17 protein-coding genes are annotated in these 19,751 nt (G+C 39.2%); 2 read left to right on the top strand and 15 right to left on the bottom strand.

The genetic code is table 11. The features are described 5' to 3' along the window. Nucleotides 1-210: 210 nt before the first annotated feature. From EIH20_RS06220 to EIH20_RS06240, 5 genes are all read right to left on the bottom strand, one after another. The gene (locus EIH20_RS06220; RefSeq protein WP_124058858.1) at nucleotides 211-1,506 is read right to left on the bottom strand and encodes an ABC transporter permease; all 1,296 of its coding nucleotides are present in this window, start codon (nucleotides 1,504-1,506) and stop codon (nucleotides 211-213) included. Next, nucleotides 1,493-2,404 (bottom strand): ABC transporter ATP-binding protein, encoded by a 912-nt coding sequence (locus tag EIH20_RS06225; protein WP_124058860.1) that lies wholly within the window; start codon nucleotides 2,402-2,404, stop codon nucleotides 1,493-1,495. Before EIH20_RS06225 ends, EIH20_RS06220 begins: the two co-directional genes overlap by 14 nt. A gap of 15 nt (nucleotides 2,405-2,419) precedes the next feature. Next, nucleotides 2,420-4,105, bottom strand: coding sequence for a hypothetical protein (locus EIH20_RS06230; protein WP_124058862.1), 1,686 nt, complete (start codon nucleotides 4,103-4,105; stop codon nucleotides 2,420-2,422). A 140-nt stretch (nucleotides 4,106-4,245) separates the two neighbouring features. Then, entirely contained in the window at nucleotides 4,246-4,800 is a 555-nt protein-coding gene (locus tag EIH20_RS06235) for an ECF transporter S component (protein WP_124058864.1), read from the bottom strand. Continuing rightward, nucleotides 4,784-5,647, bottom strand: coding sequence for a bifunctional hydroxymethylpyrimidine kinase/phosphomethylpyrimidine kinase (locus EIH20_RS06240; RefSeq protein ID WP_124058866.1), 864 nt, complete (start codon nucleotides 5,645-5,647; stop codon nucleotides 4,784-4,786). Before EIH20_RS06240 ends, EIH20_RS06235 begins: the two co-directional genes overlap by 17 nt. Before the next feature lie 102 nt (nucleotides 5,648-5,749). Here EIH20_RS06240 and pdxR point away from each other — a divergent pair, with 102 nt between their 5' ends. Beyond that, the gene (pdxR, locus tag EIH20_RS06245; RefSeq protein ID WP_124058868.1) at nucleotides 5,750-7,150 is read left to right on the top strand and encodes a MocR-like pyridoxine biosynthesis transcription factor PdxR; all 1,401 of its coding nucleotides are present in this window, start codon (nucleotides 5,750-5,752) and stop codon (nucleotides 7,148-7,150) included. A gap of 93 nt (nucleotides 7,151-7,243) precedes the next feature. Here the strand turns inward: pdxR and trxA are convergent, their stop codons facing one another. From trxA to zapA, 4 genes are all read right to left on the bottom strand, one after another. Beyond that, nucleotides 7,244-7,558 carry a thioredoxin gene (gene trxA / locus EIH20_RS06250; protein WP_124058870.1) on the bottom strand — a complete coding sequence of 105 codons (315 nt, stop codon included), beginning with the start codon at nucleotides 7,556-7,558 and terminating at the stop codon, nucleotides 7,244-7,246. Between the two features lie 70 nt (nucleotides 7,559-7,628). Next, nucleotides 7,629-9,983, bottom strand: coding sequence for an endonuclease MutS2 (locus tag EIH20_RS06255; RefSeq protein ID WP_124058872.1), 2,355 nt, complete (start codon nucleotides 9,981-9,983; stop codon nucleotides 7,629-7,631). A 51-nt stretch (nucleotides 9,984-10,034) separates the two neighbouring features. Next, complete coding sequence (locus tag EIH20_RS06260) at nucleotides 10,035-10,595, bottom strand: CvpA family protein (protein WP_124058874.1); 561 nt, start codon at nucleotides 10,593-10,595, stop codon at nucleotides 10,035-10,037. Nucleotides 10,596-10,610: 15 nt separating this feature from the next. Beyond that, nucleotides 10,611-10,907, bottom strand: a complete 297-nt coding sequence (gene zapA, locus EIH20_RS06265; protein ID WP_124058876.1) for a cell division protein ZapA — start codon at nucleotides 10,905-10,907, stop codon at nucleotides 10,611-10,613. A gap of 153 nt (nucleotides 10,908-11,060) precedes the next feature. Here zapA and rnhC point away from each other — a divergent pair, with 153 nt between their 5' ends. Continuing rightward, complete coding sequence (gene rnhC, locus EIH20_RS06270) at nucleotides 11,061-11,984, top strand: ribonuclease HIII (protein WP_124058878.1); 924 nt, start codon at nucleotides 11,061-11,063, stop codon at nucleotides 11,982-11,984. A 73-nt stretch (nucleotides 11,985-12,057) separates the two neighbouring features. On the opposite strand, the gene EIH20_RS06275 is transcribed toward rnhC, so the two are convergent. The 6 genes from EIH20_RS06275 to pepV all read right to left on the bottom strand — a co-directional run bounded on the left by EIH20_RS06275 (nucleotide 12,058) and on the right by pepV (nucleotide 19,742). Next, complete coding sequence (locus EIH20_RS06275; protein WP_124058880.1) at nucleotides 12,058-12,957, bottom strand: hypothetical protein; 900 nt, start codon at nucleotides 12,955-12,957, stop codon at nucleotides 12,058-12,060. 116 nt (nucleotides 12,958-13,073) lie between these two features. Beyond that, entirely contained in the window at nucleotides 13,074-15,497 is a 2,424-nt protein-coding gene (gene pheT / locus EIH20_RS06280; protein ID WP_124058882.1) for a phenylalanine--tRNA ligase subunit beta, read from the bottom strand. After that, entirely contained in the window at nucleotides 15,497-16,561 is a 1,065-nt protein-coding gene (gene pheS, locus EIH20_RS06285; protein WP_164470890.1) for a phenylalanine--tRNA ligase subunit alpha, read from the bottom strand. Before pheS ends, pheT begins: the two co-directional genes overlap by 1 nt. A 321-nt stretch (nucleotides 16,562-16,882) precedes the next feature. After that, on the bottom strand, nucleotides 16,883-17,398 hold the full coding sequence (locus tag EIH20_RS06290) for an HD domain-containing protein (RefSeq protein ID WP_124058884.1): 516 nt from the start codon (nucleotides 17,396-17,398) through the stop codon (nucleotides 16,883-16,885). A 159-nt stretch (nucleotides 17,399-17,557) separates the two neighbouring features. Beyond that, on the bottom strand, nucleotides 17,558-18,328 hold the full coding sequence (locus EIH20_RS06295) for a TrmH family RNA methyltransferase (RefSeq protein WP_124058886.1): 771 nt from the start codon (nucleotides 18,326-18,328) through the stop codon (nucleotides 17,558-17,560). Between the two features lie 4 nt (nucleotides 18,329-18,332). Further along, complete coding sequence (pepV, locus tag EIH20_RS06300) at nucleotides 18,333-19,742, bottom strand: dipeptidase PepV (protein ID WP_124058888.1); 1,410 nt, start codon at nucleotides 19,740-19,742, stop codon at nucleotides 18,333-18,335. Between the last annotated feature and the right edge of the window lie 9 nt (nucleotides 19,743-19,751).

Genomic DNA, 19,751 nt, shown 5'->3' on the forward strand with positions numbered 1-19,751 from the left:
TATTTTAGCATAGTTTCCTTCATTGCGCCTTAAAAGACCTAAGAAGAAATAATGAAATTTATTTAAGTCAGCTATGAAAAATTCTGATTTTCTCTACTTATCAAGAATCATCAATTAAATGAAACCAGTTTCCTCAATATTTTTTGACCTTATAAAAAGGCACTCATGAAAGATAAGCTACCAGCCAAAATTCCATGAGCGCATTTTTTATTATGATGCTTCTCGTTCACTTTTCCATAATTGGTAAGAACGCTTAAACGTGTTAATTAAACCTTTATCACTGTAGACCAAAACATTACTCTTATAGAACATGGCTGACAGATATAAGGCCAGACCCATAAAAATAAGGCTAAGAATAATGGATAAAATAATCTGGCTAGTGCTCACGGTCCCAGCTGCAATTCTAAATGGCATAACGAAAGGTGTAAAGAAAGGAATGAGCGAGCCTATTTGAACAACTGGATTATTGGTTGAGTTTAAGGCATACATGCCAATATAAAAACCAGCTACCGCCAAAAGTGTAATCGGTGTAATCATTTTTTGAACATCTTCAGTTCTCGAAACTAAAGACCCTAAGAAGCCAGCAATGCTTGAGTAGATAAGAATACCGATCAAGGCATAAAGGCCACCTAGCCCAATTACATCGGAACTGTTAGCTAAAATAGATCCTAAATTGATATCGTATTGTTCCAAGACATTGAGCAAATCAAATTGTTCAATAATGACTCGAATCACACCATACATGACGAGATAGATAGCTAATTGAGTCAGAATCACCAAGCCAATCCCAATCATTTTGCCAAAGAAATGACTGGTCGCCGAAACACTAGATAAAATAATTTCCATGATGCGCGAGCCTTTTTCAGCAGCAATCTCTTGAGAGATAATACCAATATAATTCATGATAAACATGAACACGATGAAACAAACACCATAGGCGACAGCGGATTTCATCTGTTCAACCGGATTATTGGCGTCCGTTGCACGCGTCTTACCTTGATTGTCTACCTTAAGTTTAATAGTTTGGATGTTTACCTGATTAGCTTGGATAGCCTTCAATTGATCACTGGTCAATCCCATTTGTTCAACCAATTTTTGCAATTGAAAATGACTTAAGCCTTCTTGAATGGATTTAAGCTTGATATCCTTGCTAGTTGCTTGACGGTAATAGACTGGAGCTAATTCATGTTCTCCCTGCTTAAAGAGGAGATACCCTTCAATTTGATTGGCTTTAAGTGATTTCTCTGCTTCTTCTTTCGTCAAATCAAATTGATAGTTATTTTTAGGTTCACTAGCTTTAATTACCTCTTGAATTTCTGATTTGGCATTAACCACCGCAATCTGTCCATAACTAGAGGCTTGACTATCTTTAACGATTAAGAAGCCAATTCCTCCAACCACAGCCATCATAATAAGCGGACCAAACACCATGAAAAAGAAGGCCCAAGAAAAGATATTCTTACGATAGACTTCTTTAATAATAATACTCATCTTATTCTTTTTCATGACTGGCACCTGCTTTCATTTTAAAAATTTCTTCTAATGTGGGTGGCTGTTGATCAAAGGTTTGAATGTAATTTCCTTGAGTAAGCAATGGGAAAAGGGCCTGTCCAACCGCTTCATCTTGAAGATGAAGCAAATAATGATGTTCTTTTAGTTGGCGTACGCTACGTACCCCTGAAATTTGTTGGAGTTGTTCGGCTGACCATTGGTCCGTCGTAATATACAACTTAGTTCGTCCAAAAGAGGCTCTGACTTCATCAACTGAGCCATATAAAACCCGTTTTCCATTATGAATCATCACTAACTGATCACAAATTTCTTCGACATTATTCATATTATGACTCGAAAAGATGACACACGATCCGTTGGCTTTTAAATCAAGAATACCCTGTTTTAAATAATCAGCGTTGACTGGATCTAAACCCGAGAATGGTTCATCTAAAATGACCAGCTTAGGTTCATGAATGAGTGTAGCAATTAATTGAACTTTTTGTTGATTCCCTTTTGATAAGGTTTTTACTAAGTCTTTGCGTTTACCTTTAACATTAAATTTTTTCAACCATAGATCAATCTTAGCATCGATATCTGCTTTCTTCATCCCGCGAAGTTGGGCGAAATAGAATATTTGTTGTTCGATAGTGAGTTTCTCGTATAAACCCCGTTCTTCAGGTAAATAACCTACTATGTCATAGATTCCTTTACCAATATCCTTGCCATCCCAAAGCACAGTTCCCCCATTTTCAGGCGTTAAAAAATCCAAAATCATCCGGAAAATGGTTGTTTTCCCCGAACCATTTTGCCCGATAATACCCAAAATCGATCCATCTTGGATTTCAAAGGAAACATCTTGCACAGCTTTAACTTCTCCAAAACTTTTATACAATCCTTTAACTTCTAACATCGAACCTTCCTTTCTTTATGGAACTAATTGAAAGACTTCTACTTGCCCCTTGCTATCCGCCTTAAATTGAACTTGATCTCCTTCTTTAATAAACGGCAATTGATCACTTAATTTAATATTTGCCCGATAGATTTTACCATCCATCATAAAGTAATAGACGGTATTTCCATCCACTACAGTCGCTTGTATCGATTGAACCGCTCCTTTTAATTCCTTAAGCTGCCCCTTTAACTCCAATTGCTTGACATCCAAAGGATTATCTTGGGCATATTTGAGTAAAAGACGATTTACACTGCTTTCAATGTATACTGTCTGATAATTTTGCACATCGACTAAGGCATAAGCTTTAATTAAGCCAGAAGCATCCTTTAAGGATAGAATATACATCGGCTTCCCTTCTAGACTAATCAGCAGTGGAAAAGTAGCCTTGTAACCTTTTTCTTGGACAGACCCTTCCGCCGAACTCATGGCCGAGAATTCTTCAGCCGCTGTAACCGGATAGAACGTTGTTTGCTTGGTCCGCATATTGACTAGGACGAAACCGATATTGGATTGGTCAGAATTCACCGAAGTTAAACCAGTATAGAGATAGATATCATCTTTCATAGGAATATAAGAATAGCCCTCTGTTGGTTTGGTAACTCCCTCTTTAGCAAACAATGAGTTCCAAAAGCCTTGTTGATAACGTCCATGCATCTCTAATTGATGGAGTATCAGATCCGAACTATAAACACGATCCACCCATTTAGGCACTTCACCTTTTTTATAGTATTTGGTTTGACCAGTCATAGCATTTAAGGCCACAATCCCTGTCACTTCCGGTTCCCAAATGAAAAAATGTCGCCCATAAGTCGCCGTCACGTAATAAGGATTACCTTGATCATCAACTTCAAAACTAGGTTTGCCTAACAAAGCAAACGGAAAATGGAAGCGGAGAACCCGCATCACATTTCGATCAAATTTATCTGATAAAGAATATTTAAGAGGGCTTTCTGGCTTCTCAACTGTGACTTTACCACTTACCATATCGACTTTTAGATAATAAGGAATTCCTTGACCAAAATTATTCAACCACTTGAAAAAACCTGCATAGGCAAATGGAGTTACCCGATAAGGATGATTCTTAATATTTATCTGCGTATAGTCTTCTTGAGCTTCAAATTGAGAAACCAAATTAGATAAAGCCCCAATCTTTCGATTACCTAAACGGGATGCCGTATCACGATCAATCAATGGAATTTGATTAATATCTGTCTGCGGAAAGTCGTGACTAAAGTCAGCTTTATCAACATGAATCATATCCGCATATGACTTTGCAATGAATAAAGGTGACAAGCAAAGGTAAGCAAGAAATAAGCCCACAACTAAAAATATGATGCTGCCAAGCCATAAACGTGAGTTAAAACGCCTAACCCGTCCTAAGCCAGCATTTTTTATTCCACCAAAGCCATGCAAACCTTCAATTATGATTACACCTACTAAAATTAAAGCTAAAAATTGCCAACATTCTGCAGAGGCATAATGTAGAGGTGGTAAGACCAGATAATAATATAGACCCACTAATAAGACGAGGATGAGATATAGCGGTCCACGACCCAAACCAATCCCCTTGCTTTTATTGAAATTCCCCTTTTGATATTGGCGCCAAAAACCTTGCCAAGCTTTTTGCCCTTCTTTTATTGATTCGGTTACATCCTTCATTCGAGCCACCTCTTTAACTATTTTGGAACTAATATCTTTATTATAACACAGTCTTTTTTAAATAAAATGTTGCCCCTAAACAAGTAAAAGCTCTTTGTCTAACACAATAGACAAAGAGCTTTATCATAGTTCAATTAGATTTATTGACCTATCGGATGATAGCGTCCAACGATTTTACTCATAGGATAGAATAGGAGCGGCACTAAAATAGCGGTCGCAATCGCAGTAAATACACTAGCTGGCATCCCAGTTAAAGCTACCGCCATGGCTTGTTTTAACGGATTACCAAGAAACATTTGCCCGATGACAAATTCCCAATAAATAATGACCACCTTAGAAATAGCAGCGACTAAACCGAGGACCAAGACAGCCAATTGACTCGGTTGACGTTTAAAGAATGTTCGATAAACCCCTTCCATAATCAACAAAACTAAAACCGATTCCATCACCACAAATATGGCTTCATTAGCATAGCCGTATGTCACATCGAAAACAAATAAACCTAGACTAGAAGCTACGAGTCCTCTTCTAAAACCCATTAATAGAATGGATAAGGCTACCAGAGCATTGCCGCAATGAACAAATGAATTGCTCAATGCTGAAGGTAGAGGAATCTTAAAACTAATGGCAACCACAATCAAGGCTGCATACAAACTCATTTCAATTAATTTAAACGTGTTATTTTCTTGTTTCATTAATATCGTTCTCCCTTGTCAATAATGAATTAATTCTGGCTATAAAAGGTTCAATAATTAGACCATATTTCATTTGGTCAGGATCTTGATTCAACGGTAAATCAAAGACCTCATCCAATATCGCAATCGTTTCTATAATGGCTTTTTCAAGTTCACTTCCCTGCCAATAAAAAGCAGCTATCAGAGATGAAGCTAAATCTCCGGAGCCATGGTAGTGAAATGGGCGTTTCTTCTGAGCAAATAATTGTAGAGGCTTTTCCGCTTGAATCAAGGCAAAATATATATAATCAGAATCATCGACCAAATTTATCCCGGTAATAATGGCTTGCTGACAGCCCAATGCAAGCAAGGACTGACCCATTTTCGTAATATCAGAGTGGGTGGACTGAAGGCTATAAGGATAGCCACTTAAATAAGCAGCCTCGGTCACATTAGGCATAATCACGTCTGCTTTTGCTACTAAACCTTTCATTACTTCGACATAAGTCAGATCAAAGCCTGTATATAGGTGACCATCATCTCCCATAATTGGATCAACTATCACTGACATGGGTGCCTCAGCATTTAAGTAAGAATTAAAGCAAGATACTTGATCAGCATCGGCAAAATATCCCGTTAAGCAAGCATCAAATCGATAGCCATTCTCTTGCCAATCGCAAAGAAATTGCTCAAAATCTTCAGCTAAGAAATGGCGACTAACTGGAAAGGGTAAGCCCGTATGACCGCTTAAAATAACAGTCGGCAAAAGCGTGGTTGAAAAATTCGCTGCACTAAGAACTGGCCAATTAATCTTTGCTGCTACTCGCCCAACTCCTGGCCAATCATTAACTAATAAGACTTGCTTCATGAACTCTCCCCTTTTGCCTTACTTTTAGATGCAATTATAGTCTATAACTGGTACTATTAAAAGTATCAGATTTTAATAATTTGAAGGTACCAGAGGTGGCCCATGATTCTAAATCTAAATCCCGATTCAAAACTTGCCCTTTATCGTCAAGTCTATCAACGCATCAAAGAACGTATACTCAGTCAAGAACTGACTCCTGGTAAAAAACTACCTAGTAAGCGCCTCCTTGCTCAACAGAATGGTGTGAGCCAAAACACAATTATTAATGCCTATAACCAGTTACTAGAAGAAGGCTACATTATTGCTCACGAACGAAAAGGTTACTATGTCGCCAATATTCAATACTTAGCTCAACCTATGACCCGCGATATTACTTTTAGCCTTCCAAACAAAACATCAGCAAGTCTTTTAGATTTATCATCTAGTTCTGCTGATTCAAGCTTATTTCCCTATCCAGCCTTTCGCCGCTTAGCTCAAAAAGCCTATCACCCCTCTTCTAATCTCCTAGCTGTAAACCGGGACGAATCAAGGTTCGGTTTAAGTAATTTGCGTCATGCCTTGCAAAACTATTTAAAACAAGCCCGTGGTGTTCATTGTCACCCTGACCAAATTATTATCGGCCCCTCTTCTCAATGGCTATTTCAAGTCTTGTTTTATCTGCTAAAAGATCACCGAGAGATTGGTATTGAAAACCCGGGTTATCAGCGGTTAAATCCCTATTTCAAGTCATTAGGCAAAAAGATAAAATATTTGGATCTTGATCATCATGGCGCAATTCTCAGTCAAAGCTTTGCCAAAAAGTCACTCATCTATCTGACACCCAACCATCAATTCCCTACTGGTGTCATCATGCCCTTGGAGCGTCGTCAAGACTTTATTTCATGGCTAGCTCAATCGCCAGATCATTATTTAATTGAAGATGATTATGACAGCGAGTATAAATATTCGGGTCACCCCATCCCCAGTCTCAAGGAGCTTGATACTCACGACCAAGTCATTTACATGGGAAGTTTCTCGCGCAATTTATCAACCCAATTACGTACCTCATATATGGTTCTTCCCTTACATTTAACTCAACAAATTGCTCAAATCAAAGACTTAATCAGTCCTGCGAGCAATGTCTTCAATCAATGGATCCTTGCTCAATTCATTCTAAATGGCCAATTCGAAAGGCACCTCAATCGTAGCCGCTTGGAATATAAGAAACGACGCGAATTAATTATCGATCAACTCATCCATGTGGATCCTAAGGTTGAACTTCTAGGTGATCAGGCCGGCCTCCATCTCCTTTTTAAACCGAGTCTATCCTTTAATAGTCATCAATTAAAACAAGATCTGTTAAGCAGACAGATCCAAATCCAAACCCTAGCAGATTTTGGCTATAAGCGCCCTCAAATGGAACAATCCTACCTCTTTATCAGCTACTCCCATTTACCTCAAGAGCAAATTCCTACTCTTATTTCGCAAATCTACCAAGTTCTAGCAATCCAAACGTTCGTCTAAAAAAAAGCCCCCTAGATTCATCCTTGGTATGCGTTAAATTACGCAAATTCAAGGAGAACCTAGGGGAAGTTATTTTTACCCAGACTATATCTATTAGGCCATATAACGACTTAAAATATCATTTAAACGTGCTTTATCATGAAGGCCAATTAATTTTTCAACAACTTGACCGTCTTTTTTGACAATTAAAGTTGGAATTGACATAATGCCAAATTCTTGTGGAACCTGACGTTCTTCATCTACATTCATTTTGTAAAATTCTACCTGACCGTCTAATTCCTCGCTTAATTCATCAATAATCGGTGATTGCATGCGGCAAGGTCCACACCAAGGTGCCCAGAAATCAACAACAACAAGACCTTGAGCCGTTTCTTGTTCAAATTGGTTATCCGTTAATGTTTTAGTCATAGCTAAACCCCCTTCTACAGTATTGTAATCCTATCATAGCAAACTTTTAGATGACACGCTAACATATTGCTTATTTAAAGTAGACCACTGTCGATCCATCTCCACCCGCATTTGGAGGAGAATATTCGAAATGATCAACTTGTGGATGTTTCTTCAAAGCTTCTTTAACCCCTTGGCGTAAGGCTCCCGTTCCTTTACCATGGATAATGGTCACAATGGCGTGATGGGATAATAAGGCTGTATCTAAGTATTGATTTAGTTGATAAAGAGCCTCTTCATACCGTTGTCCCCGAATATCTAATGTACTTTGCACTTTACTTGTTGCTTGACGTTGTACGTTAACTTTTCGTTTTTGTTGGATCGCTTTAAGAGGTGCTAAGTCTTCGCGATCAATCTTCATTTTCAAAATTCCCATTTGAACAATAAATTCATTAGCCGAACTCTGTTCAATAATCGTTCCTCTTTGACCATAAGATAAAACTTCAACATCCTGACCAACCACAAAGTTCTGAGCGGCTTTAGCCTTCTTGAGTACTTTATTCTTCTTCAAAGAAGTCTCTTCTTTCAAATGTTGAAAAGCTTGTTTCTTATCAATAAGCACGTGCTCTTTAATCACTGCTTTTTGACCTTGTTCCAATTGTAAGTCACGAATCTCCTGAATAATTTTCTCGGCTTTTTCTTGAGCGGCTTGGACTTTCTCGTTGGCTTCTTGTTTGGCTTTTTCAACCAAATTGTGCTTTTGCTCTAGCCACCGATCATATTCAGTCCGTAAATCTTGATGCAATTGCTCGGCTTGTTCAAGCTGTTCTAAAGCCTCTTGGTGACTTAACTCAGCCAAACGCCGTTCTTTTTCTAATTTTGCTACCATTTCATTGATAGATTGACTATCTGGCGATATTCCCCTACGGGCATCAGCAAGAATCGTCGGATTAAGACCTAAGCGTTGTGATATTTCAAAGGCATTCGATCGACCAGGCACTCCAATCAATAGGCGATATGTTGGCGATAAAGTTTGGCTATCAAATTCCATACTAGCATTAATCGTTTGCGGAGTTTCATGAGCATAGACTTTTAACTCAGGATAGTGCGTGGTGGCCATCACCATGATATCTCTTTGGCGCAAATAATTTAAAATAGCCATAGCCAAAGCAGCCCCTTCTTGCGGATCAGTACCTGAACCCAATTCATCAAATAATATTAAAGACTGGCTAGTCGCTTCTTCTACAATCTGGACAATATTGGTCATATGACTAGAAAAAGTTGATAAATTCTGCTCGATTGATTGTTCATCACCAATATCAGCAAAAATTTGATCAAAAATAGCTACTTGACTGCCTGTTTGGCAAGGGATATGTAGACCCATCTGGGCCATTAACTGAATAATACTTAGGGTTTTAAGGAGGATTGTTTTACCACCCGTATTGGGTCCTGTAATGATTAATGCGCGATAGTCTTGACCGATAATAATATCATTCGCCACAATTCGTTGGCTGTCAATTAAAGGGTGACGGGCTTGCCATAGGGCCACATCATTATGCTCAGAAAAGATTGGCCGCGTGGCGTCAATTTCTTGAGCATATAAAGCCCGCGCTTGAATATAGTCAAGTTGGGCAATAATCCCTTGATTGGCATTGATATCCTGCCAATAGGGTCTTAATTCACTAGATAATTCCTCAAGAATCCGTTCTATTTCTTTTTGTTCATCTGCTTGTAGCTGACTTCGCTTGTTATTCAAAGTAACCGCAGCTTGTGGTTCAATATAAAGGGTTTGGCCCGTCGAACTTTGATCATGGACCATTCCGCCAAATTGCATTCTGTACTCTGCTTTAACCGGTAAAACATAGCGATTGTTCCGAACGGTAATCAAAGCGTCAGATAATTGTCCGCTCTTATTTTTAAGAATATCATTCAATAATTGGCGAATGGCTTGTTCTGTTTGACTCTGGCTACGCCGGATAGCAGCTAACTGAGTTGAAGCCGTCGATAATACCGTTCCATCTTCATTAATTGCCAATTCAATGGCCGCAATCAAATCCGTTAACACAATCAATTGGTCGACCCACGATTTTAAGGCTGGATAGTGTTTATCTTCTTTGGCCAGTCCCTGAAAAAATTGAACCATTTGTTTAACCGTCTTGAGCAGTTTACCCATTTGACTTAATTCACGGCCATTAAGACTCGCTCCTAACTCTAAGCGTTTAAGTGCTTCAGTTAAATTTGTTAAACGCGGAATGGGCATTTGTTTACTTTGTTGTAAGATTTGAAACGCCTGTTCCGTTTCATCTTGCCAAGTTAATAAAATAGTTAAGTCTTGACTCGGACTAGCCGTCATAAGCTTTTGCTCGCCGAGGTCTGTCTGGCTATGGTGGGCCAAGGCTTGACGAATTTTATCAAACTCTAAAGTTGCAAAAATTTTCTTGTTCATAATTCACCTCTCTAGGTAAAACAAAATAAGGAGCACTAACGGCTCCAAAAATCAGGGTCCTTTCGTTGGAAGAACCCTTAACCACGCTTCATTAGCCATATCGGAGACTACTGGGGTGGAAGAAACGACCGAATAAGCGATCGGACTGTCCACAAACATTTGCTGAATCGGTTCTAAAGGAACTAATGATAGGATAAATAAGCCTAAAAATAAGACAAAGTATGTAACAATAGTATTGAAAATAGCACCTGCCACTTTATTTGCTATATTCTCCACATCAAAGTAAGAAGAATCTTTTAAGAAATACGTCACTAATTGAATGATCAACCACCCTAAAAAGAGAATGGCCACAAAAGAAATAGCCCGATAAAAGGCATCATCAATAAAAAAGGATGTCGCTTCATCATAAAGAACTAATTGACTTCCTTGTTGCAAGGCAGGAAATGGAACAAAAAGTTCGGCCAATTTTGCCAATGACTCATTAAATTTTAGTGCAATTAAAATCGTCACGGCTAAGCCAACAAGATGGACTGACTGAAGTAAAATCCCCCGTCGATATCCCATATAAAATCCATACAATAAACCTATCACAATTATCAGTGTTAAAAGCATTCAGAAGCCTCCTTCTTAATTCTTGCTTGACGCCGGTTTGATGCGATTTAAGCGCGGCTCATTTTGATATTTTGCTAATTGTGCTTCCAAATCTAAAATTTTTTTCTCTTTAACCAATTGATCGGAAACAGCATTTACAGCCATAAGGACGCAGCAATCTGCTTGACTCAAATCTGGAGCCAGTTGGTGCAATTGGTCAATTTGTTGATTCACAATTTCCACGACCGTATTCATATGAGTGGCTGGTCTTTGACCAACAATGGTATAAGTTTTACCAGCTATTTCAGCCTTAAAACGCCGTTTTTCTTCCATGTTTACTCCTCCTATAGGTCGCGACTAGACAGAATCTTTACCATACTATATTATCAAACTATCCGTTATTATGCACTATTGAGTGAATTTTTCCATTGAAAATTCATAAAAAGTCCACTCATTCTTACTTATGAAGATAGAAAGGAGTGCCCTATGAGCTCTCACACAATACTTGCTGATCGCCACACTATACAAGAGATGCAAGCCTACTACCAAGATTATTTAATTTCGCCAGTACCTTATAGCCAATTTCGTGCAAAAAAGCCGGGAGTCGTAATCACCGCTTACCAATCTGGCAAAGTCTTGTTTCAAGGATCAGACATTGAGAATGAAGTCGCTATTTGGTCCAGTATGAGTAAGGAAAAATCTCAGGTCTTTCTGCCTCCTGAGAGTGAAGCATCCACTATAAGCACAAAATGTTTAATAGGATCTGATGAAGTCGGCAATGGTTCCTATTTTGGTGCTCTTACCGTTTGTGCCGTCTATCTTGATCCAGAACACTTTTCTTTAGTTCAACAATTAGGAGTCAAAGATTCAAAGCTCCTCTCTGATTCGCAAATAAAACATTTAGCCCCAAAAATAAAAGCGTCGATACCCTATCATCTAACCACTTGTCCACCCGCCAAGTATAACCAAGTGAATCAAAAGCAAAATGCCAATGCTATCAAAGCCATTTTACATAATTTTACCCTCAATCAACTCTGGCAAAAGCTGAATTCAAATCAACAAAAAGCGTGTGAAGGAATCTTAATCGATCAATTTACTCCAGAAAAACGCTATTGGGAATATGTCAGCGATCAACCTAAAAACTGCCCGGGCCCCTATTATTTTCACCAAAAAGCTGAAAACATTCACCTAGCTGTGGCCTGTGCCTCGATTATAGCCCGCGCAGCCTTCCTTGAATCATTGGTTTCGTTAGGTCAACCATATGGTATCAAACTTTTATCTGGAGCTGGGACAGCCGTTGACCAGCAGGGACGTGACCTCGTTCAAGCTCACGGTCCCCAAGTCTTAAATCAAGTAGCCAAGTATCACTTCGCGAATACCAAGAAAATTCTCAACCACAATAAAAAATAAATTGGTCAGCATGCAAAAAACAGGCGGAAAACTCCTCAAGAGCTTTCTGCCTGTTTTTATAATTAACGTGAATTTACTCAGCTTTCAAGTACTCTGCAACACCGGTTTCTTTCATCACCTTTTCAAATTCAGCAAATTCAATTGGTTTTAATTGATCTCGAGTTTTCAAAGCCTTGTCCGTCGCTTTAAAGACCGTATCGGTATTTAAAGTTGGTCCGACTTGTGGCTTTTGGCCTGATTCAGAAGCCGGTAAAACATGGTCTACTTTCATCTTCATATTCACTGATTGGTCTTTTGGATCAACCACTAACTTAATATCAATGTTAGTCGCTAATGGATCCGCTTGGACAAAGGATACAAAGAACGGTTTATCCTTAACAGAATCAAAATTGACATCAACGGAGACAACGTCACCTTTTTTCTGATATTTTTCAAATTTGACCCCTTTTGTTAAAAACGTTTCTAGTGGGGTTTCAATCTTTTCTTTACCCGTCATTTTTTCATTTTTAGGCAAGGCAATCCATTTTGATTTAACCTTTTTCTCCAACTCTTTTACTTTATTTGCAAAATCAGGTTTTCCTTTGCCAAGTTGGGGTTCAGCAGCTTTTAATTCGCCGATTAAATCACGAACCATAATACCATCTTGATAGATATAATACGCTGTTCGCGAATTAGTCATGAAATTATATTCTTCTGTATAGGTTGCGTTATTAGGACGATCGAATCGGTAAATATTCTCTTGACCTTTTTTAGCTCCCTCCATTGTTGCCACCATTTCTACGCGATCAAGTTTACTAAAATCTTGTAATACACGTTTCACGAAGGCTTCATTAGATAAATTTCCTTGATCAAAGTTGACAGTCTGAGCTGCATAGATGATCTGGTCACTCACTATCATTTGATGACTTACTAAAGGAGCTGTCGTCAAAGCAATCATACCACTCCACTTAACTAAAGACTTGATAAAACTCATGCTTTCTCCACCTTTCGCAATCTACATTTAGTTTAATTGAAAAGGCTTAAGAAGACAATGCCTATCAACCTTTTCTACTATGGCTTGAAGCTTTCGAATAAGAATTTACCGATTGATTATCGAATTTCTAGACCTTCAATTTGGCTAAGTCCCGCTTCTACCGCTTGCATAGCAGCATTAACTTGGTCATCAGTTAGAGTCTGTTGAGGATCTTGGAAAGTTAATCGGTATGCTAATGATTTCTTCCCTGCTTGAATCCGGTCGCCCTGATAAAGGTCAAACAATTCAACTTGAATTAAAGATTGACCTCCTGTTTGTTGGATCGTGCTTTCTAATTCAAGATGACTTTGATTTTCATCGACCAATAAAGCTAAATCTCGAGAAGTCGATGGGAATTTAGGGATTGGCTGTTGAGTTAAAGCTTGCCGTTGATAACCAAGTAATAAATCAAAGTCAAGTTCAGCAAAATAAGTATCCTGATCAAGGTCAAATTCTTTGCATAGGCTTGGATGTATTTGCCCCATGACACCAATAACCTCTTGGCCCAAGTAGATGCGTGCTGAGCGACCAGGATGAAGTTCAGCAATGGTTGAAATGGCTTCAAAGCGAAGCTCTTTATTAAAGCGCATAGCTTGTAAGTAAGACTCAACTATTCCTTTCAGATCATAGAAGTCAAAGTTTTGTTCTGCTTGATACCATGATTTAGCCAATTTTTGACCTGAAATTAGAATAGCTAAACGTTCTTGTTCCAAAGGTTGCTGATTACGACCTTGACCTAGGAAAACTTTCCCCATTTCATAAAAAGCGAGTGGTTTATTAGAACGAGCATGATTATATTTAGCAATTTCCATCAGGGCTGGCATCATAGATTGGCGAAGAACTGACCGATCTTCACTAATTGGAAAATCAAGTCGAACAAAGGCATGGGTATTTTGGGCCATTAACTGAGCCAGTTTTGGCGAAGTCAAAACATATGAAATAGTTTGGTTGAGTCCTAAACTTTCGCAAATTTGACGAGAATGTCTGACTAAACGTTGCTTGGCGTTCAATTTACCTGGAATGGAAGGAACACTTGGTAGAGTCGTTGGCAGGCGGTCATAACCATAAATCCGCGCAATTTCTTCAAGGATGTCTGCTTGAATCTGAATATCCCAACGGCGGGCAGGAACCTTAACAGTAAATTCATTCTCACCTAAAATTAGACCAAAGCCAAGTCGATCAAAGACCTCTTGAAGCTCTTCTTGACTTAATTTTATACCTAATTTAGCTGGTATCTGATCATAAGCTAGACTGACTTCTTGTTCTTTGGCAGCTTGATTGATGATTTCTTTAACATTTGGACTGACTTGTCCCATACCTAATTGGGCAATCAGTTGAGCCGCTTCCGTCCCTGCTTGGTCTAAAATAGCCTGATTAATTCCCTTTTCAAAACGGCTTGACGATTCTGAACGTAAATTGTATCGCTTAGCTGTATTTCGAATATGAACCGGTTCAAAAACAGCTGTCTCTAAGAGTACGTTTTTAGTCTTAGCGGTCACTTCGGTAGCTAAGCCTCCCATCACCCCAGCTAATGCAAGAGCTTGGCCTCCTGAAGCTATTACAATATCTTGATCGGTTAATGACCGTTCTTGACCATCCAAAGTGGTTAATTGATCGTTCGAATTCGCCAATTGGACGGCCATTTGTTTGGATGGTAAACAATCATAATCAAAAGCATGCATTGGTTGACCATAGGTTAAAAGGGCATAATTGGTAATATCCACTACATTGTTTAACGGACGAATACCCGCCTTCATTAATCGCATTTGCAACCAAAGGGGACTTTCTTGAATCGTCACATTTTGAATCAAGCGCAACTGATACCGGTCCGATAATGAAGGATCTGCGATCGAGATAGTTAAATCAGTCAGACCATCTTCTTGACCTAATTGAAGTGCTTTGTGAAGGGGTTCAAAATGAGGAGTTTGTTTAACAATAGCCCCAATTTCATACGCAGAACCATACATACTTAAGGCATCGGCACGGTTAGGCGTAATTGATAATTCCAAAATTGGATCATCTAACTTCAGATAGTCAATAATATCGGCCCCCACTGGTGCATCGGCTGGCAAGATAAAGAGTCCATCAGCATAGTTCTTAGGTACAACTGAATCACTAAAACCTAATTCCTGTAAGGCACAAAGCATACCATTTGATTCTTGCCCTCGTAGCTTACCTTCTTTGATCGTAATGCCACCAGGTAGCGTAGCTCCTGGTAAGGCAACGATCACTTTTGCACCTTGAACAACATTAGGTGCACCGCAGACAATTTGTCTTAATGATTCTTGGCCAACATCAACTTGACAGATATGTAAATGATCACTGTCAGGATGATCAACCATGGTCATTACTTGTCCAACACATAAATGACTCAAGCCATCAGCAAAGTTACTCACGCCCTCAATTTCAATACCTGTTCGTGACATTTTATCGGCAATAACATCTGCTGACCATTCACTTAAATCGAGAAAATCATTCAGCCATTCAATTGATAGATACATTAATTTTGGCCTCCTTTGAATTGAGTTAAGAATCGTAAATCATTTTGATAAAAATGACGAATATCATCTACATTGTATTTCAACATAGCAACTCGATCTGGCCCCATGCCAAATGCGAAACCAGAATAAACCGTTGAATCAATACCGGCCATCTCCAAGACATTTGGATGAACCATGCCTGCACCAAGAATTTCAATCCATCCGGTTTGTTTACATACATTACAGCCATCGCCCCCACACTTGAAACAAGAGACGTCTACTTCCACAGACGGTTCGGTGAATGGGAAGTAAGATGGACGCAAGCGAATCGCACGCTCTTGGCCAAAAAGAGCTTGAGCAAATACTTCCAATGTTCCTTTCAAATCAGCCATAGTAATGTGTTTATCGACAACCAAACCTTCAATTTGGTGGAATTGATGTGAGTGAGTCGCATCATCATTATCACGACGAAAAACTTTCCCTGGGCTAATCATTTTTAAAGGTCCTTTAGTAAAATCGTGTTGTTCCATTACACGTGCTTGAACCGGAGACGTATGGGTCCGCATTAAGGTTTCTGGATCGATATAGAATGTATCTTGCATATCGCGAGCTGGGTGTGATTTAGGTAAGTTCATCATTTCAAAATTATAATGATCCATTTCAACTTCAGGTCCCTCAATGACTTGATAACCCATTCCAATAAATAAATCCTCAATTTCTTCCATCGTTTGGGTAATGATGTGACGCGTTCCCATTGGCATTTGCCGACCTGGCAAACTGATATCTAGTGCTTCACTAGCTAATTGTTGGTTAAGTGCACGGTGCTCTAATTCACTCTTTTTAGAATCAAAAGCTTGACTAAAGGCAGCTTTAAATTCATTCATTGCTTGACCTAAACGTGGACGGTCTTCATTAGAAAGCCCCTTCATCGCGGCAGCGATTTGAGTTAACGCACCTTTTTTACCTAAATAAGTAACACGAATGTCATCCAATTGACTCAATGAATCACTAACTTCAATTTGCGGTAAAGCCTTATTAAGTAAGGCTGTTACAGCCTCAATGTGTTGCTGAATTTGATTTTCCATCTTGTCTCTCCTTTAATTTAATTCAAAATAAAAAACCCCTCCCAAAAAGGGACGAGTTATCGTGGTACCACCCTTGTTCTTAGCTAAAAGGATTGCCCAAATAGTCTAAGCACTTGAAAGCCGGTAACCGCGGCAACGGTATTTTTTTCAAACTTACGTTCTTAACAAATAAACTCCGAAATTGAATAGAAAAAATGACTTACTTACTTGCTTTCAGTCAAGGCAAGTATCCCTGTTGATGGCATTTCTTCACGATTTCATCATCGTCTGTTGCTTTATATCTCTTAGTATACTTGACCAAATGGTCAACGTCAAACCCCTTTAAGCAAGGGTTTTATCCTGTTTTAATATAAGCCGTTTAATCGATAGCAAGCCTTGGCCAATACTCGCCCCAACAACCTCATAGATTGCACATTGTTTATCCATTAATGTCACAATATAACTTTCAGGATATTTTGGCAAAGTCCATGTGCAACCAAACATATGCTTAAGAATAATATCTTGTTCAAGATCATTTAATTCGACTAGTTTCAAGGCATTTTCAAGAGCAATGCGCGGATGATTCTTCAGATGCCCAATACCGCCCACTAATTGAGGATAGTCTTGAGGATAATAGAAGAATAAATCGTGTAGTAAGCCTGCTCGAGCAATAGCCCGACAATCTAACTTAAAGCGTTTAGCCCAACAATATGAACGGTACGACACCGACAAGGAATGAGCCAAGCGATTTGTATAGTAATGATGGCGGAAATTCGCCAAAGATTGGACTTCCTCCAATGCTAATAAGTCTTCAATAAGTGCTAGAAAAGTTGAATCTTGTCGCCATTTTTGCGTCATGCTCTCACCTCTTTGTAGCTAGTGTAACAAACACGTGTAAATTTCCCGTGAATTTTTTGTAAAAGTTCAATCAACGCTTTGAAAAAGCATACCATAGAAAAAACAAGGCTAGCGTCATGCTTTAGACCGAACTTTAGCATAACACTAGCTTATCAATACTTAACTAAAATAAAACATCAACACGGCTGCAGCCACACCAACATTTAAGGACTCCGCTTTTCCCTTCATAGGAATATAGATTTTTTGATCCGCAGCAGCAATCAAATCTGTCGCTAACCCTTGAGCTTCATTCCCCATTAGTAAGGCTAATGATTCATGCTCAAGATTCAAGCGTCGATAATCTTGCGCAGACTGGTGTAAAGCTGTGGCTAACACAGGAACGCCCGCTTGACGGAAAGTCTTAATTAATGAATTCAATTCAGCCTGAACGATTGGCAAATGCCAAAGGGATCCCTGAGTCGAACGTAAAACTTTGTCATTATACAAATCCACTGTTCCTTTTCCTAAGACAACGCCATTAAATCCAGCAGCATCCGCTGTACGAATCATAGTTCCTAAGTTACCAGGATCTTGTATACGATCTAATAGAAGCCATTTGCCTTGCGACCAATCTGGATCAAAAATCTGATTTGACAAGTCAATGACGGCAAAAATCCCTTGGGGTTTAACCGTCCCACTCAATTCTTTAGCCAAATCATCACTAATCCAATGGATGAAAATGTTATCTGGCAAGGTCAAACTAGCCTCAACTAGGTCAAATGACTCAGTTAAAATTAAGTCTGTAATAGGCTGTTGATAGGTCAAAGCCTCTTCTACTAAATGCAACCCCTCAACCAAGTATGCTGCTTGCTGTTGACGTCCCTTACTGGTCAATAACTTACGCCATTCCTTAATTTTACCATTTTGTTTGGAACGAATAATTTCTTTCATTGGCTTAACGTGTTAAAAGATAAATAGCTTCAGCATAGATAGCTGTCGCTCTTAATAAATCGTCAACTGCAATAAATTCATTGGCTTGGTGCATGGTATCAATAGAATCAGGGAAAAGCGCTCCATAAGCCACACCTCTTGGCATCAAACGGCCATAGGTTCCGCCTCCGATTGACATTTCATGGGCAGGCAAACCTGTTTGCCGAGCATAAACATCCAATAAAGTCTTCACTAATGGATCATCAGCTGGCACATAATGGGGTTCTTTAGCATGATCGTAGGCCATTTCAATCTCAAGTTGGTATGATTTGAGCGCATCTTTGATGGCTATCTCCATTTTTTCAGGTGTTTGCCCTGTTGGAAAACGGAAATTAATGACGATTTGACCGCCTTCTAGATGATTGTAGTTGGCAATCCCAACATTCATCGAAACTTGTCCCATAACTTCATGCTCATATTGAACACCCAATTTTGAACCATCTAAGCCAAGATGAAGATCCTCAGCTAAAACTTGAATAAATTCTTGAGCAGAAACTTGATTAAACTCAATATCTTTCAAGAATTGTGCCAAGAAAGTCGCTGCATTAACTCCTTTTTCGGGCGTTGAACCATGGGCCGCTTTACCAACCATTTCAAAGGTTGCCACATCACCATTCAATTCAACTGATCCTTTTAATTGATGCTGTTCGAGATAAGCCGCGTAGTTTTGTGCTAGCTCTTCTGTATTCAATCCAGAAATAACCGCTTTTGCATCTTGAGGAACCATGTTCACCCGTAAACCAGCATTAAAGGATTCTAAGGTTGCACCTAATTCAGCCACTTCACTAGACTTGATATGTAAATGAGTTGAAATATTCCCTTTCTCCCCATTAATAATTGGGAAATCAGCATCGGGAGAAAAACCGAAGTCTGGCATTTCTGCATGTTTGAAATAATAATCCATACAACCCCAGCCACTTTCTTCATCCGTTCCGATAATTAAGTGCAAACGTTGATTTAATTCTAAACCAAGTTCCCTTAATAATTTTAAGGCAAAATAGGCTGCAACCGTTGGTCCCTTGTCGTCACTAGCTCCGCGGGCATAAATTCTATTGTCTTTTATGACTGGTTCAAACGGATCGGTTTCCCAACCTGTCCCAACCGGAACGACATCCACATGGCCTAGAATTCCAACGAGCTGGTCACCTGAGCCCACTTCAATCCGACCAGCCCAAGGGCCGAATTGTTTGGTTTGAAAGCCATCTTCTTGAGCCATGGCTAAGAATTCTTCTAAAGCAGCCTTTGGCCCTGGTCCAACTGGCGCGTCAGGACTAGCTAATTCATCCTCCCGAACCGAGGCAACACGCAAAATTCGAAATAAATCGGCAAATAACTCTTCTTTTCTTGCTGTAACTTCATCTAACCAACTAATCATTCTACATTC

The sequence above is a fragment of the Vaginisenegalia massiliensis genome (assembly GCF_900604935.1).
Taxonomy (GTDB): Bacteria; Bacillota; Bacilli; order Lactobacillales; family Aerococcaceae; genus Vaginisenegalia; species Vaginisenegalia massiliensis.